Origin of the sequence: Rhizobium sp. R693 (assembly GCF_002211315.1) — a bacterium.
Taxonomy (GTDB): Bacteria; Pseudomonadota; Alphaproteobacteria; order Rhizobiales; family Rhizobiaceae; genus Rhizobium.
The window spans coordinates 1-14,260 of the sequence record NZ_LOKY01000012.1; the positions used below are offsets into that span (position 1 = coordinate 1).

General features: G+C 60.3%; 15 protein-coding genes, 1 tRNA gene and 1 riboswitch. Of the genes, 6 read left to right on the top strand and 10 right to left on the bottom strand.

What is annotated here, in order from left to right; all coding sequences use genetic code 11:
• Nucleotides 1-147: 147 nt before the first annotated feature.
• A tRNA-Gly gene (locus tag ATY79_RS11895) sits at nt 148-221 on the bottom strand.
• Nucleotides 222-512: 291 nt separating this feature from the next.
• Between ATY79_RS11895 and ATY79_RS31495 the strand changes: the two genes are divergently transcribed.
• The 3 genes from ATY79_RS31495 to ATY79_RS31505 are packed head-to-tail and all read left to right on the top strand — an operon-like array spanning nt 513 to nt 1,633.
• Nucleotides 513-863, top strand: coding sequence for a hypothetical protein (locus tag ATY79_RS31495; RefSeq protein ID WP_245312369.1), 351 nt, complete (start codon nt 513-515; stop codon nt 861-863).
• Nucleotides 860-1,012: a hypothetical protein gene (locus tag ATY79_RS31500; RefSeq protein ID WP_245312370.1), complete on the top strand. Its 153-nt coding sequence runs from the start codon at nt 860-862 to the stop codon at nt 1,010-1,012. The genes ATY79_RS31495 and ATY79_RS31500 overlap by 4 nt, the downstream gene beginning before the upstream one ends.
• 12 nt (nt 1,013-1,024) lie before the next feature.
• On the top strand, nt 1,025-1,633 hold the full coding sequence (locus ATY79_RS31505; RefSeq protein ID WP_245312371.1) for a hypothetical protein: 609 nt from the start codon (nt 1,025-1,027) through the stop codon (nt 1,631-1,633).
• Nucleotides 1,634-1,670: 37 nt separating this feature from the next.
• Here ATY79_RS31505 and ATY79_RS11905 read toward each other — a convergent pair whose 3' ends face one another.
• Complete coding sequence (locus ATY79_RS11905; protein ID WP_189637083.1) at nt 1,671-2,765, bottom strand: 2'-deoxycytidine 5'-triphosphate deaminase; 1,095 nt, start codon at nt 2,763-2,765, stop codon at nt 1,671-1,673.
• Between the two features lie 72 nt (nt 2,766-2,837).
• A riboswitch (SAM riboswitch) is annotated at nt 2,838-2,916 on the top strand.
• A 45-nt stretch (nt 2,917-2,961) separates the two neighbouring features.
• Here ATY79_RS11905 and ATY79_RS11910 point away from each other — a divergent pair.
• Entirely contained in the window at nt 2,962-4,146 is a 1,185-nt protein-coding gene (locus ATY79_RS11910; protein ID WP_088703978.1) for an O-succinylhomoserine sulfhydrylase, read from the top strand.
• A 200-nt stretch (nt 4,147-4,346) separates the two neighbouring features.
• On the top strand, nt 4,347-4,739 hold the full coding sequence (gene apaG, locus ATY79_RS11915; protein WP_088691262.1) for a Co2+/Mg2+ efflux protein ApaG: 393 nt from the start codon (nt 4,347-4,349) through the stop codon (nt 4,737-4,739).
• Here apaG and ATY79_RS11920 read toward each other — a convergent pair whose 3' ends face one another.
• The 3 genes from ATY79_RS11920 to ATY79_RS11930 all read right to left on the bottom strand — a co-directional run bounded on the left by ATY79_RS11920 (nt 4,740) and on the right by ATY79_RS11930 (nt 7,984).
• Entirely contained in the window at nt 4,740-5,735 is a 996-nt protein-coding gene (locus ATY79_RS11920; protein WP_088691261.1) for an Hsp33 family molecular chaperone, read from the bottom strand.
• 92 nt (nt 5,736-5,827) lie between these two features.
• Complete coding sequence (gene argF, locus ATY79_RS11925) at nt 5,828-6,745, bottom strand: ornithine carbamoyltransferase (RefSeq protein WP_088691260.1); 918 nt, start codon at nt 6,743-6,745, stop codon at nt 5,828-5,830.
• Between the two features lie 42 nt (nt 6,746-6,787).
• Nucleotides 6,788-7,984 carry an aspartate aminotransferase family protein gene (locus tag ATY79_RS11930; protein WP_088703979.1) on the bottom strand — a complete coding sequence of 399 codons (1,197 nt, stop codon included), beginning with the start codon at nt 7,982-7,984 and terminating at the stop codon, nt 6,788-6,790.
• 428 nt (nt 7,985-8,412) lie between these two features.
• On the opposite strand from ATY79_RS11930, the gene ATY79_RS11935 reads away from it, so the two are divergent.
• Entirely contained in the window at nt 8,413-8,946 is a 534-nt protein-coding gene (locus tag ATY79_RS11935; RefSeq protein WP_088703980.1) for a GcrA family cell cycle regulator, read from the top strand.
• A gap of 98 nt (nt 8,947-9,044) precedes the next feature.
• Here the strand turns inward: ATY79_RS11935 and phoB are convergent, their stop codons facing one another.
• From phoB to pstC, 5 genes are read right to left on the bottom strand one after another with little or no spacing between them, the layout of a single operon-like run.
• Nucleotides 9,045-9,728, bottom strand: coding sequence for a phosphate regulon transcriptional regulator PhoB (phoB, locus tag ATY79_RS11940; RefSeq protein ID WP_016552616.1), 684 nt, complete (start codon nt 9,726-9,728; stop codon nt 9,045-9,047).
• Nucleotides 9,729-9,764: 36 nt separating this feature from the next.
• Complete coding sequence (phoU, locus tag ATY79_RS11945) at nt 9,765-10,478, bottom strand: phosphate signaling complex protein PhoU (RefSeq protein ID WP_007796220.1); 714 nt, start codon at nt 10,476-10,478, stop codon at nt 9,765-9,767.
• A 43-nt stretch (nt 10,479-10,521) separates the two neighbouring features.
• On the bottom strand, nt 10,522-11,337 hold the full coding sequence (pstB, locus tag ATY79_RS11950; protein ID WP_088691257.1) for a phosphate ABC transporter ATP-binding protein PstB: 816 nt from the start codon (nt 11,335-11,337) through the stop codon (nt 10,522-10,524).
• 14 nt (nt 11,338-11,351) lie between these two features.
• Nucleotides 11,352-12,674, bottom strand: a complete 1,323-nt coding sequence (gene pstA / locus ATY79_RS11955; RefSeq protein ID WP_088691256.1) for a phosphate ABC transporter permease PstA — start codon at nt 12,672-12,674, stop codon at nt 11,352-11,354.
• Complete coding sequence (gene pstC, locus ATY79_RS11960) at nt 12,671-14,152, bottom strand: phosphate ABC transporter permease subunit PstC (protein WP_088691255.1); 1,482 nt, start codon at nt 14,150-14,152, stop codon at nt 12,671-12,673. Before pstC ends, pstA begins: the two co-directional genes overlap by 4 nt.
• Nucleotides 14,153-14,260: the final 108 nt, after the last annotated feature.

Sequence of the window (14,260 nt, forward strand, 5' to 3'; positions counted from 1 at the left end):
ATGCCCTGTCTCCTACCTTGTTCACCAGCTTTACGCATGTGATTCCGTTGTCAAAGCCGGAAAGGCAAATTCATGACTCAGGAGCTTGCAAACGAACATAAGAGGTACGATCTGTTACCTATGTCTCCGGGCTGGACAAAGATGGTTTGGAGCGGGTGAAGGGAATCGAACCCTCGTATTCAGCTTGGGAAGCTGCTGCTCTACCATTGAGCTACACCCGCGCACAGCCGAGACTTTCAACAGATGGCGGCGTCTGTCAAGCCGGCATACCTGGCTGACAAGAAGTTGCCTGAGAGGATTGCGGCCTCCGCCCACTCCTGCGACTTTACCGCAACGTTCAATCAATACCTCCTTTTAATAATAAAATGTCATTTTACCGATAGTAATATCGCCTGCTGCAAAAGGGCTTAAAGACGCGCTGGCTGAACGAGCGCTTGAGCGTTGGCCTCTCGGCCGAAAGTCTCTCCGGCTATATCACCCAACGCTGCCGGTGGTGCCTCGGAACAATTCAGGTGGCGCTCCTTCGCGATGGTCCCTTCCTCGGCAAAGGATTCACGATCCTCCAACGGCTGCACTGTTTTCACGGGCTTCTTTTCTGGTTCTGCCGCCCCTTCATCCTGCTGCTCATGGCGGCACCGCTACTCTACTATTTCCTTGGCCTGCCAGCGATCCTCATGGAGCCCGAAGCATTCTTCCTCTATGCGCTGCCGATGGTTGCCGGAATGTGGGCGTTCCACGCATGGGTTTCGGGCTGGCGCAGCCTGCCCCTCTTTACCGAGGTGTCGCAGATGGTATCCGCGATTCCGATCACCATCGCACTCTTCCATGCCCTGCTCCACCCCTTCGGTCGAGCCTTCAAGTGACCGCCAAGGGCGAGGACCGCGGCCGCGTCGAAGTCATCTATCCAATCGCCGGGACCTTTCTTGCTGTGATCGTCCTGACATTTATCGGGATGCTGAACGGGCCCCTGCTTGGAACTTACAATGACCTCGACGGCTTCAGCGTCGCCTGAGGCATGGTCGTCATGGTCTACGCGTTCGTGTCGCTGCTCGTCTGTATCGAACTTCCGAGAGAAGCGCTCGACAAGATCCAGTTTCCACTCGACGGCCAGGGACATGTCGCGAGCAGCGGCAGATCGTCTGCTTGCACCGTCGATACCATATCCATCGGCAAGGCAACGTTGACGATGCACGATGAGGCTGCGTTCGGTCAGACGCGGTTGGGCGATATTCTTATCTTCACTCCTTTCCCCGATCTTGATGTTGCCGGCCAGGTCTCGGCGATGGATCGGGCGCGATCGGGCATGTCCCTGTCTATCGTCGGCATCAGAGACCGGCGCGATGCCTGGAAAATCACCAAGACCGCCCAAGGCGTTCGCGAGAAGATGGTGCAGAGGATATTCAGTGAGATGCCGGAGGTTATGCCCCGGCGCGCCCACCCGCTTGCGGCCGGAAAAGGCCTTTGGAAGCGTGTGTTTGCGCGCCCATCGGTACTGATAGGCGACCTCGAACCCAATACCGTCACCGCACAGGCGCAGCATGGCTCACCGCGGCACCACAAGCCGCGCTTTTTCACCCGCCGAACGCCATTCCTTCAGATCGGCGACAGAGTGGCTCCGCCTTTGGCCGAGTAGCCAGCATCGCGGTGGCGCCGAGGTCTAGGTTCGGGCGCTAGATGCGGAAATGCTTCGAGAGCTTCAGGCCCTGTGCCTGATAGTTTGAGCCGAGGCCGGTGCCGTAAAGACTTTCCGGGTGCTCCCGCATGTGCTCGTAAACGAGGCGGCCGACGATCTGGCCGTCTTCGAGGATGAAAGGTACCTCGTGGCTGCGGACTTCGAGCACCGCACGGCTGCCGCGGCCGCCAGCGGGCGCATGGCCGAAACCGGGATCGAAGAACCCCGCATAGTGCACACGGAATTCGCCGACCAGCGGATCGAAAGGGGTCATCTCGGCCGCGTAGTGCGGCGGCACATGAATGGCTTCGCGGGAAACCAGGATGTAAAACTCGTCCGGATCCAAAATCAGTTCGTTGCGGCCGCGGCTATAGAGCGGTTCCCAGAAGTCATAGATGTCGTGCTGCGCCTTCTTGTCGACATCGACGACGGCGGTATGGTGCTTGCCGCGGTAGCCGATCAGGCCGTCCTTGTCGCCGGCAAGATCGATCGAGAGCGCAATGCCGCCGCCCGATACGTTCGGCTGCTTGCTGGCAACGAGCGTCTCGGCGTCATGCAGCGCCAGCAGTTCGGGCTCACCGAGCACGGAATGGCCGACCCGGAAGCGGATCTGCGACAGGCGCGAGCCGCGGCGCACGACGATCGGGAAGGTGCGTGGACTGATTTCGAGATAGAGGGGACCGGAATAGCCGGCCGGGATCTTGTCGAACTCCTGTGCATAGTCGGTGATGACGCGCGTGAAGATATCCAGACGCCCGGTTGAGCTTTTGGGATTGGCCGAGGCCGACATATCGGCCGGCAGGTCGAGGCGCTCCATCAAGGGAACAATATAGACGCAGCCGGTCTCCAGCACCGCACCTTCGGAGAGGTCGACGACGTGGAGGCTCAGGCGATCGAGCTTGTCGGAGACGAGATGCGAAGGGCCAGGCATGAAGCTCGCGCGAACGCGAAAAGCCTTGGCACCGAGCCGGAGGTCAAGGCTTGCCGGCTGGATCTGGTCGTGATCCAGATCGCGCTCCGAGCTGAGACGCCCGGCCTCGAAAAGCCCAGCAATCGCACGATCTGCCAAAATTCCTGTTACGCGAGCCATCATGCCCCATCCATATTTGTCGGAGACAAAACCAAACTCAAGGAATTGACGCAAGCATAGAACGGCAGTATTGCACCTTTATCCCGTGGTGATTTGGCCGGTCGGCTTGCAGCCACGTTAAACAAGTGGCTAAAAGGACCGGGTGCAAAACCGGTCTGCTTTCGCGGCCGGTTTTTTTGTTGTTTGAAAGTGGTGATTCATGAGCAAGACCTGGCGCCCGGCAACCCAACTCGTCCACGGCGGTTCGCTGCGTTCGCAATATGGCGAGACCTCCGAAGCAATCTACCTCACACAGGGATTCGTCTATGAAAGCGCGGAAGCGGCGGAAGCACGCTTCAAGGGCGAGACGGACGGCTACATCTACGCCCGCTACGGCAGCCCGACCAACGACATGTTCGAGAAGCGCATGTGCGCCCTCGAAGGTGCCGAGGAAGCCCGTGCCACGGCCTCGGGCATGGCAGCCGTCACCGCTGCAATCCTCTGCCAATTGAAGGCCGGCGACCACATCGTTGCCGCCCGCGCCCTTTTCGGCTCGTGCCGCTGGGTCGTGGAAACGCTTGCGCCGAAATACGGCATTGAGTGCACGCTCGTTGATGGTCGCTATCTTGAGAACTGGGAAAGGGCGATCCGCCCGAGCACCAAGGTATTCTTCCTGGAAAGCCCGACGAACCCGACGCTTGAGGTGATCGATATCGCCGGTGTTGCGAAGCTCGCCAACCAGATCGGCGCCAAGGTCGTGGTCGACAACGTCTTCGCCACCCCGATCTTCCAGAAGCCGCTCGAACTCGGTGCCCATATCGTCGTCTATTCGGCAACCAAGCACATCGACGGCCAGGGCCGCAGCCTCGGCGGCGTCATCCTCTCCGACAGGGAATGGGTCAACGAGAACCTGCAGGATTATTACCGCCACACCGGCCCGGCCATGTCGCCATTCACGGCATGGACGCTGCTCAAGGGCCTCGAAACGCTGCCGCTGCGCGTCAAGCAGCAGACCGAAAATGCGTCGAAGATCGCCGACTTCCTGGCCGATCAACCGAAGGTCGCCAAGGTCATTTACCCCGGCCGCAAGGACCATCCGCAGGCCGACATCGTCGCCAAACAGATGAAGGGCGGCTCGACGCTCGTCGCCATCGAACTCAAGGGCGGCAAGGAAGCGGCCTTCGCGCTGCAGAATGCACTGCAGGTGATCAAGATCTCCAACAATCTCGGCGACGCCAAGAGCTTGATCACGCACCCGGCGACGACGACGCACAAGAACCTGAGCGACGAGGCGCGTGCCGAACTCGGTATCTCCGGCGGCACCGTTCGTCTCTCTGCGGGCATCGAAGACACCGACGACCTGATCGAGGATTTCGCCCAGGCACTCGCCAAAGTGAACGCCTGATCAGCCAAATATCGGCCGGATTGACGCAAATCCGGCCGGTAGTCCTCCGCTCTTTGCCGCAAGCAAGGCGGTCAAAAATCGGATCTAACACGCGAAACTTCTTGCCATTACAGGCATTTCGGACGTGATCGACTATCGGTTTATTGACGGAACGGCCGTCGTATAAGATACCGGTAACGTATGTTGACTATGGTGTAGGCATGTACCGCGCCCTTACACGAGACATTGAAGTCGTTGTCGAACCCTTTTATCTGGAGGAGCAATCCGATCCGGACGACGATCGCTATGTCTGGGGCTACAAGATCGTCATCAGCAATAATTCCGACAAGACCGTGCGGCTGATGAACCGTTATTGGAATATCACCGACCAGAACGGGATCGTCGACGAGGTCACGGGCGCCGGGGTTGTTGGTGAACAGCCGCGGCTCGCGCCGGGCGATACCTATGAGTATTCCTCGGGCTGCCCGCTGGATACGCCATCTGGGCTGATGTTCGGCCACTATCAGATGGAAACCGATGAAGGCGAGCTTTTCAATGTCGAAATACCCGCCTTCTCGCTGGATTCGCCAGGGCTACTCAGAGTCCTGAACTGATCACTCGGCAGCCTCCGCCACCTCTTCCACTTCGAAGCGATAGGTCGTCGAGCAAAATTCGCAGGTGACCGAAATTGTGCCGTCTTCCTGGCTGGCATCAATTTCTTCTGCCGAGAACCCCTTCAGAACGCCCTTGATCTTCTCGCGGGAACAGCTGCAACGATCGAAGACCTCGCGCGGTTCGTAGACGCGAACGCCGCGCTCGTGGAACAGCCGGTAAAGCAGCCGCTCGGTGCCGACCTGCGGATCCGTCAATTCGTCGGCATCGATCGTGTCGACGAGGGAGCGGGCTTCAGCCCAGGCATCGTCTTCCTTGTGGGAGCTGCCAGCCGTGTCGCCATCGCCGCCGTGAAGATCCGGCTGGCGCATGCGCTCCGGCGCTTCCGGCAGGAACTGGGCAACAAGCCCCCCTGCCCGCCAGCGGTGACGCGGCTTGCCGGCCTCGTCGCGGTCGAAGAGTTCGGCTGCGGCAAGACGTACGCGCGTCGGGATCTGCTCCGATTGGCGGAAATAGGTGCCGGCAATCTCCTCCAGCGTCGCCCCATCGAGCGCAACAATGCCCTGGTAGGGTTGGCTGAATTTGCCCTGATCGATCGTAAAGGCCAGCATGCCCTTGCCGAGCAGCTGTTCAGGTTCAACCTGTCCGGCGGCAACGGCCTTGTCGAGGAGGCCGTGATTGAAGCGAGCGTAGGCCCGCACGTTCTCCGGCGTCGAGAAATCGCAAACCAGCAGGTCGACCGGGCCATCGCCCTTGGTCTGCACCGTGAACTTTCCTTCAAATTTCAGCGACGTGCCGAGCAGCACCGTCAACACGACGACTTCAGCAAGAAGCCGCGCGACAGGCGCAGGATAGCGATGACGCTCAAGAATCGCGTCCAGCATCGGGCCGAGCTGGACAGCGCGACCGCGCACGTCCAGGCCTTCCACCTGAAAAGGAACGACATGATCATCGCCGGCGAAATTGAATTCGCCGAGGGTGGCTGCAGGTTCTGCCATGGTCTTCTCCTAGTCTGAGAGCGGCGGACAAGAGTGTCCATCCGCTCGCACGGCCACTGGCCCTTCGGGCCCGATGTGGCGTCCAGTATGGTTCAGATCGCGCCCAGGCACCAAGCAAGAATCGACTTCTGTGCATGAAGACGGTTTTCCGCTTCATCGAAGACCACGGATTGCGGGCCGTCGATCACCTCGTCCGTGACTTCCTCACCACGATGGGCGGGCAGGCAATGCATGAACAATGCATCCTTGTCGGCCTGCGCCATCAAAGCCGCGTTGACCTGATAAGGCTGGAAGACGTTGTGACCCCGGGCCCGATGTTCCTGATTCATGGAGACCCAGGTATCGGTCACCACGCAATCGACGCCGGCGACCGCACGGTCTGCATCATGGCAAAGCATGATTTCGGCGCCCTCATCGCGGGCCCAGTTCAAATAGTGATCCTTCGGCTCAGAACCAAGGGGGACCGCCATATTCATGCGATAGCCGAAACGCGCAGCTCCTTCGACAAGCGAATGCAGCACGTTGTTGCCGTCGCCGGTCCAGGCGATCGTCTTGCCCTTGATCGGACCGCGATGCTCCTCGAAGGTCATGATGTCAGCCATGATCTGGCAGGGATGCGTATCATCAGTCAGCGCATTGATAACGGGAACCGTTGCATGCTCGGCAAGCTCCAGCATGCGGGCATGATCGGTCGTGCGGATCATGATCGCATCGACATAGCGCGACAGCACCTTTGCCGTATCGCCGATCGTCTCGGCACGGCCGAGCTGCATCTCGGTGCCCGACAGGAACAGCGTCTCGCCGCCGAGCTGGCGCATGCCGACGTCGAAGGAGACGCGGGTACGGGTCGAGGGCTTTTCGAAGATCATCGCCAGCATCTTGCCGGCGAGCGGCTTATCGCCCTGCCCGGCCTTGAAGGCCTGCTTGCGTGACATTGCGTCATTCATGATGAGCCGCAGGTCGGATGCCGTGACGGCGGAGAGATCGAGGAAGTGTTTTGGGGAAGCCATTGTCTTTACCTATCACGCCCGCCTTGCGACAGGCACTGTCCATTAAGCCGTCTTTTTGACCTTTGAAGCACGCACGCTTTCGGCGGCGCGTTCGAGGCGGGCAAGGCCCTCGCGGGCTTCGTCGGCTGTGACGACCAGGGGCGGCAGAAGACGAATGACGTTGTCACCGGCAGGCACACCGAGCAGGTGAGCGTCACGGATCGCCTGCAGCAACTCGGAGGACGGCACGGCAGCCTTGACGCCAAGCAGCAGCCCCTCGCCTCTGATGTCCTCGATGATATCAGGATAGCGATCCTTGAGCGAGGCCAGCCCCTGGCGGAAGACCAGCGAGACGTCGCGCACCTGCTGCAGGAAGCCTTCCGCGAGGATCACGTCGAGCACGGCGCCGCCCACAGCCATGGCAAGCGGATTGCCGCCATAGGTGGAGCCATGCGTGCCAGCCTTCATGCCGGAAGCGGCCTCTGCCGTCGCAAGGCAGGCGCCGAGCGGGAAGCCACCGCCGATACCCTTGGCCACTGCCATGATGTCGGGAGTGGCGCCGGACCACTCGTGCGCAAAGAGCTTGCCCGTACGGCCCACACCCGTTTGCACTTCGTCGAAGATCAGCAGCAGGCCGTTTTCGTCGCAGATTGCGCGGAGCGCCTTCAGAAACTCGTTGGTCGCCGGGCGAACGCCGCCTTCTCCCTGAATAGGCTCGATGAGGATAGCGGCCGTCTCGCTTGTGATAGCGGCGCGCACGGCATCGAGATCGCCGAACGGAACCTGATCGAAGCCAGGAGCCTTGGGACCGAAGCCTTCGAGATATTTCTCCTGGCCGCCGGCAGCGATCGTCGCCAGCGTGCGGCCATGGAAGGCACCTTCGAAGGTGATGATGTGGAACCGCTCGGGATGCCCCTTTGAAAACTGGTAGCGGCGCGCGGTCTTGATCGCGCATTCCAGAGCTTCCGCGCCGGAGTTCGTGAAGAACACCTTATCGGCGAACGTCGCCTCGGTGAGCCGCTTCGCGAGCGTTTCCTGGCCAGGAATCTCGTAGATATTGGACAGGTGCCAGACCTTGTCGGCCTGCTCCTTCAGCGCGCCCACCACATGCGGATGGCCGTGGCCGACGGAAGTCACGGCAACGCCTGCGCCGAAATCAAGATATCGCTCGCCCGCTTCGGTGATCAGCCACACGCCTTCTCCTCGCTCGAACCGCAGCGGGGCACGAGAGTAGGTGTCGTAAAGCGCGGCTTCAGCCATGGCGCGATCTCCTGTCAATAACCATCAGCGGGCGGACTCCGGCTAAGGAACGCAGTGTCCGGAAATTAAAAATGCCGCCTTTCGGCGGCAAGCAGCACTATTTACTTTTCGCACTGCAATGTCAACAAAACTGAGGTTTTCCAGCACGCGTCAAGCTGCCATCCGAAGGCGGCAGACCTATCAACAACTAATGTTGCAAAAATGACTCTCACACCCAGCAAGTTGGGGAAAACTTGAAATTCGATTCGCCGAGATTCAACCGACTCTTGTCACGGAGTCAGCCTCACACTAGGTTAAAACTCAATTACTAGACTGCATGCGGCGGAACTAGTCACCAAAATCGAGCAGGCGTTTCTTGCCTTGGATACGTCCAGGGCAACGGTGAAGGATTCTGCCTACACCAACGCTAATAAGGCGGAGACAGGGGCATGAACTGGACAGACGAGCGCGTTGAAAAACTGAAGAAGCTGTGGTCCGAAGGGCTTAGCGCCAGCCAGATCGCGGCACAACTTGGCGGTGTAAGCCGTAACGCTGTCATTGGCAAAGTCCACCGTTTGAGTTTGCCTGGCCGCGCCAAGGCCGGGGGCACGACAACGACTGTCAGAACGCCCAAGCGCACGACATCCGCGCCCCGCGCTCCGAACTATGCGTCTCGCGTCGCCACACGCACCGTCGCCCGCCAGCAGGGTGCGACTATGCTCAAGGAAGAAATCGAGATCGATGCGATCGAGGAAGTCCGGTATCGTCCGGCCGCAAACGTCGTCGTTCCGATTTCGCGCCGCCTCGGCCTGACTGAACTGACCGAACGCACCTGCAAGTGGCCGGTCGGCGACCCGCTGAAAGATGATTTCCACTTCTGCGGCTGCGAGTCTCCGGACAACTCCCCCTATTGCACGTATCATCAACGCATGGCCTATCAGCCGGTGAACGAGCGCCGCAAGGCTGCCAACCGGGTCGCTTGACCCGGAAGCCGGATAAGGACCAAAGAAAACGGGCCCTCGCGGGCCCGTTTTTCGTTTGTGAAATTTTATGAAAGTCGCGCTGGCTTTCCGGGGAAAGCTTAGGCTTCCATGGAATAGCCGGCGCCGCGAACCGTGCGGATGACGTCCTGCATGTTAGAGAAGTTCAGTGCCTTGCGCAAACGACCGACATGGACGTCTACAGTACGCTCATCGACGTAGATGTCGTGACCCCAGACGCCGTCAAGCAATTGCGAGCGCGAGAAGACGCGGCCAGGGGACGCCATGAGGAATTCGAGGAGCCGGAACTCGGTCGGACCGAGGCGGACTTCGCGGCTCTTGCGATGAACGCGATGCGTCTCGCGGTCGAGCTCGATATCGCCGCACTTTAGTAGCGTGGAGAGCACTTCCGGCTTGGCACGGCGAAGCATCGCCTTGACGCGAGCAACCAGCTCCGGTGTCGAAAACGGCTTGACGACGTAATCGTCGGCACCGGTGGAGAGGCCGCGAACACGTTCGCTTTCCTCGCCGCGGGCCGTCAACATGATGATCGGCAGGCGCTCGGTCTCCGGCCGCATACGCAGGCGACGGCAGAGCTCGATGCCAGATACGCCAGGCAGCATCCAATCGAGGATCAGGATGTCTGGCGTCCGTTCCTGCAACCGAATCTCGGCTTCGTCGCCGCGCAGGATGGTATCGACCTCGAAACCTTCAGCCTCAAGGTTATAGCGAAGAAGCACGCTCAGTGCTTCTTCGTCTTCAACGACAGCTACTTTTGGGATCATTCGTTTCGGTCTCCTGGGGGCGCGGTCGCGGAGCGATTATTCAGTGACTGCGCCGACGGTGTTGGCGGTATCGTCCTTCGGACGTTCGCCTTCCGGCTGGGCACCGGTGGCCATGTAGTAGATGGTTTCGGCAATATTGGTGGCGTGGTCGCCGATGCGCTCGATGTTCTTGGCGCAGAACAGGAGATGCGTGCAGCTGGTGATGTTGCGCGGATCTTCCATCATATAGGTGAGCATCTCGCGAAACAGCGAGGTGTACATCGCGTCGATTTCCTCGTCGCGCTCACGGATCGACTTTGCCTTGTCAGCAGCGCGGCTCGTGTAGACGTCGAGCACTTCCTTGAGCTGGACCAGCGCGAGCTCCGAGAGGTGCTCGAGGCCGCGTGCGAGCTTGCGCGGCACGCCGGCGCTCTGGACAGCAATAACGCGCTTGGCAGTGTTCTTGCCAAGATCGCCGACGCGCTCCAGGTCCGCCGCGATGCGGATGGAGCCCATGATCTCACGAAGGTCGGCTGCCATCGGCTGGCGGCGCGCAATCGTGACGATCGCCTTGTCACCGATCTCGCGTTCGGCGTGGTCAAGGATCACGTCGTCGGAGATGACCTTCTGGGCGAGAGCCGTGTCGCCGTTGACGAGGGCGCGAACGGCATCCGAGACCATCTGCTCGGCCAAACCGCCCATTTCCGAAATGCGGCGGGACAGGAACTTCAAATCATCGTCGTACGCGGAAAAGATATGTGTCGATGCCATAGGGCTCATCCTTGAATATCGTGAGTGCTACCAAAGCGACCGATCAACCGAAGCGGCCCATGATGTAGTCCTGGGTGCGCGGGTCGTCCGGGTTGGTGAACATCTTGTCGGTATCATTCTCCTCGACGAGGTTGCCGAGGTGGAACATGGCGGTGCGTTGCGAAACGCGGGCGGCCTGCTGCATCGAGTGCGTCACGATGACGATCGTGTAGTTCTCGCGGAGTTCGTGGATCAGTTCCTCGACCTTTGCCGTGGCGATCGGATCGAGTGCCGAGCACGGCTCGTCCATCAGGATCACTTCCGGGCTGACGGCAACAGCGCGGGCGATGCAGAGGCGCTGCTGCTGACCACCGGAAAGTCCAGTGCCGGCTTCATGAACGCGATCTTTCACCTCGTTCCACAGACCGGCGCGCTGTAGGCTGAGCTCAACGATTTGGTCCATGTCGGCCTTCGACCTGGCGAGACCGTGGATACGCGGACCGTAGGCCACATTTTCGTAGATCGTCTTCGGGAACGGATTTGGCTTCTGGAACACCATGCCGACACGGGCACGGAGTTCCACCACGTCAATATCCGGATCGTAGATATCTTCGCCGTCGAGCGTGATCTTGCCGGTCACGCGGCAATTGTCGATCGTGTCATTCATACGGTTCAGGCTGCGCAGGAACGTGGACTTGCCACAGCCCGATGGTCCGATGAGGGCCGTCACAGTGTTTTCGCGGATGTTCAGCTTCACATCGAAAAGCGCGCGCTTCTCGCCGTAATAAACCGAGACGTCCTGGCCGATCATCTTGTAGGGAATGGTATTCATCTTCTGATCAACCGCTTTCTCAACTGCTGCTTCCGTCAACATGTTCATAATGTCTACTCCGTTTACCAGCGGCGCTCAAAGCGACGACGCAAGAGAATGGCTCCGAAGTTCATGACAATCAGGAACAGGAGCAGGACGATGATGGCACCCGACGTGCGCTCGACGAAGGCGCGCTCGGCTTCGTTGGCCCACATATAGACCTGCACAGGCAGGGCCGTCGAAGGCTCCATCGGCGTTGCCGGAGCGTTTGCAACGAAGGCGACCATGCCGATCAGGAGGAGCGGCGCGGTCTCGCCGAGCGCGTGCGCCAGGCCGATAATGGTGCCGGTCAGGATGCCGGGCATCGCCAGCGGCAGCACGTGGTGGAAAACCATCTGCATCTTGGAGGCGCCGAGGCCTAGGGCAGCCGCCCGGATCGACGGCGGCACGGCGCGAAGCGCTGCGCGAGTGGCGATGATGATCGTCGGCAAGGTCATCAGCGTCAGCACGAGACCGCCGACCAGCGACGCCGAGCGCGGCAGGCCTGCGAAGTTGATGAAGACGGCTAGACCGAGCAGGCCGTAGACGATCGAGGGAACGGCTGCAAGATTGTTGATGTTCACCTCGATCAGGTCCGTAAGCTTGTTCTTCGGGGCGAACTCTTCAAGGTAAATCGACGCGGCAACGCCGATCGGCAGCGCGAGAACGAGCACGATCAGCATCAGGTAGAGCGAGCCAATCAGCGCGACGCCGAGGCCCGCGGCCTCAGGACGGCTGGAGTTGCCGTTGACGAAAAGGCCGGTGTTGAACTTCTTGTGCAGGGCGCCGCTCTCGGCCAGCTGGTTCATCCAGCCAACCTGCTTATCGTTCACCTTGCGGTTCTTTTCGTCGACCTTGAGGTCGATCTGACCCTTGTTGGCAGAGTCGATGTTGGCGTCGGCAAGCAGCGTTACATTGACGGTCTTGCCGATCAACGACGGATCAGCAACGACCATGTCACGCAACTGGATCGGCGCACCCTTGGAAACCATCGCGGTCGCGTCACGGACATCCGGACGGCTCGACGCATTGAGGTTCAGTGCCTTGATCATCGCGTCGCGGATGAGAACCGGGTAGTTCGCAGCGACCAGAACGGACGGGTCAGCCGCTCGCTTGTTGTTCGGATCAAGTACCTTCTCGCTGAATTCGATCGGCAACGTGATCGCCGTCTGCTGAAAGGCCGTATAGCCCTTGCTGATGATGCTCGTCAGCAGGATCGCCAGGAAGATCAGGCCAAAGGAAATCGCGGCTATGCCATAGGCACGGAACCGGCGTTCAGCGGCATAGCGGCGCTTCAGGCCGATATCACGACGTTCAGGCGCCTTCGAAACGACAACGCCCTGAACCGGAGAAACAATATCCGTCATTCGTACTGCTCCCGGTATTTGCGCACGATGTAGAGCGCGTAGATGTTGAGGCAAAGCGTGATGCAAAACAGCGTGATGCCAAGGGCGAAGGCGACCAGCGTCTGCGGCGAGGTGAACTCGAGGTCGCCGGTCAGCTGGTTGACGATCTTGACCGTCACTGTCGTCATCGGCTCGAACGGATTGAGCTGGATGCGCGCCGCAACGCCCGCCGCCAATACGACGATCATGGTTTCGCCGATGGCTCGCGATGCGGTCATCAAAAGCGCACCGACGATGCCGGGCAGCGCTGCGGGAAGCACGACCTTCTTGATCGTTTCCGAGCGCGTCGCGCCGAGACCGAGCGAACCATCGCGGAGTGCACGCGGCACGGCGGTGATGATGTCGTCCGACAGCGACGAAACGTATGGGATCAGCATGATGCCCATGACGATACCCGCCGTCAGGACGCTCTGCGCCTGAATGAAGTTCGTATAGTTGCCGGAGAGCAGGCCGCTCACCTGCGAAGACAGGTCGCGCAGGAACGGGCCGACGGTGACAAGGGCGAAGAAGCCGTAAACGATCGTTGGAATGCCAGCGAGGACTTCGAGCAGCGGCTTGGCGATCGACCGGACCCTGGGAGCAGCGTACTCGGCCATGTAGATTGCCGCGAAGAGGCCGACGGGCACCGCGACCAGCATTGCGACAAAGCCGATATAGAGCGTGCCGAGCAACAGCGGGATCAGGCCGAACTGCCCGAAGGACGAGCTGCCAGCGCCGGCAAAGCGCGGATCCCACACCGTTCCGAAGAAGAAGTCTGCGGCAGGAACGGCCGCGAAGAAGTGGGCTGCCTCCGTCAGCATCGACAGAACGATACCGATCGTCGTCAGGATGGCGATCGACGATGCCAACAGGAGACCCCAGAGCATGACGCGCTCGACGCGGTTTCGTGCCCGGAACCGCGGCGCGACTTCCCGGAGCGCGTAGAATGCGCCGGCTACCGCAAGAACGAGAACGATCGCCGTCATCACGAGGCGGCTGGAGCCGGATTCGGCATTCAGCTTCTGTGCTGCCACGATCATGTAGGGCTGCGGTTGACCGGCGAGCGGAACGCCCTTCGAAGCAAGCTTTGCCTGGAGGCCTGCCGGATCGCTGGCAGCGCCGATGATCTCATCGGCAGTGAGCATCGGCAGGCCACGCGCGATCGCGCTGACCATACCGTAGTTCAAATTCTGCTGCGCAGTAGGCTGCGCTTTGATTTCATCCGGGAAAGCGCCGCGTACCGAGGATTCAATGATGGAAGGGCTGATCGCCAGCCAGGCGCAAAGCACGATCAGGGCCGGCAAGATCGCCCAGATGGCGGCATAGGCACCATAGTAGCCCGGTCGTGAATGCAGCGCAGAGGACTTGCCTCCAACAAGTGCCGTAGCGCGGCTGCGGGCTGCCAGAAAGGCAACGGCGCCCAACACCACGAGGCACAGGAGTATGACGGATGTACTCATTCGTAAGGTCCCCAGGCCCTCTGACCTCAAAAGCGGAAACGGCAGGCGGACCGATCCGGCTCCCAATCATGGAGAATTTCAAATGCCGTCCGCGATGGCGCAGACAAG

What these genes read in the sequence shown, in the direction of transcription:
- ATY79_RS31505 (WP_245312371.1), top strand. Translation starts at nt 1,025, where the DNA reads ATGGTCTACGCGTTCGTGTCGCTGCTCGTCTGTATCGAACTTCCGAGA.
- ATY79_RS11905 (WP_189637083.1), bottom strand. Translation starts at nt 2,765, where the DNA reads ATGATGGCTCGCGTAACAGGAATTTTGGCAGATCGTGCGATTGCTGGG.
- ATY79_RS11910 (WP_088703978.1), top strand. Translation starts at nt 2,962, where the DNA reads ATGAGCAAGACCTGGCGCCCGGCAACCCAACTCGTCCACGGCGGTTCG.
- apaG (WP_088691262.1), top strand. Translation starts at nt 4,347, where the DNA reads ATGTACCGCGCCCTTACACGAGACATTGAAGTCGTTGTCGAACCCTTT.
- ATY79_RS11920 (WP_088691261.1), bottom strand. Translation starts at nt 5,735, where the DNA reads ATGGCAGAACCTGCAGCCACCCTCGGCGAATTCAATTTCGCCGGCGAT.
- argF (WP_088691260.1), bottom strand. Translation starts at nt 6,745, where the DNA reads ATGGCTTCCCCAAAACACTTCCTCGATCTCTCCGCCGTCACGGCATCC.
- ATY79_RS11930 (WP_088703979.1), bottom strand. Translation starts at nt 7,984, where the DNA reads ATGGCTGAAGCCGCGCTTTACGACACCTACTCTCGTGCCCCGCTGCGG.
- ATY79_RS11935 (WP_088703980.1), top strand. Translation starts at nt 8,413, where the DNA reads ATGAACTGGACAGACGAGCGCGTTGAAAAACTGAAGAAGCTGTGGTCC.
- phoB (WP_016552616.1), bottom strand. Translation starts at nt 9,728, where the DNA reads ATGATCCCAAAAGTAGCTGTCGTTGAAGACGAAGAAGCACTGAGCGTG.
- phoU (WP_007796220.1), bottom strand. Translation starts at nt 10,478, where the DNA reads ATGGCATCGACACATATCTTTTCCGCGTACGACGATGATTTGAAGTTC.
- pstB (WP_088691257.1), bottom strand. Translation starts at nt 11,337, where the DNA reads ATGAACATGTTGACGGAAGCAGCAGTTGAGAAAGCGGTTGATCAGAAG.
- pstA (WP_088691256.1), bottom strand. Translation starts at nt 12,674, where the DNA reads ATGACGGATATTGTTTCTCCGGTTCAGGGCGTTGTCGTTTCGAAGGCG.
- pstC (WP_088691255.1), bottom strand. Translation starts at nt 14,152, where the DNA reads ATGAGTACATCCGTCATACTCCTGTGCCTCGTGGTGTTGGGCGCCGTT.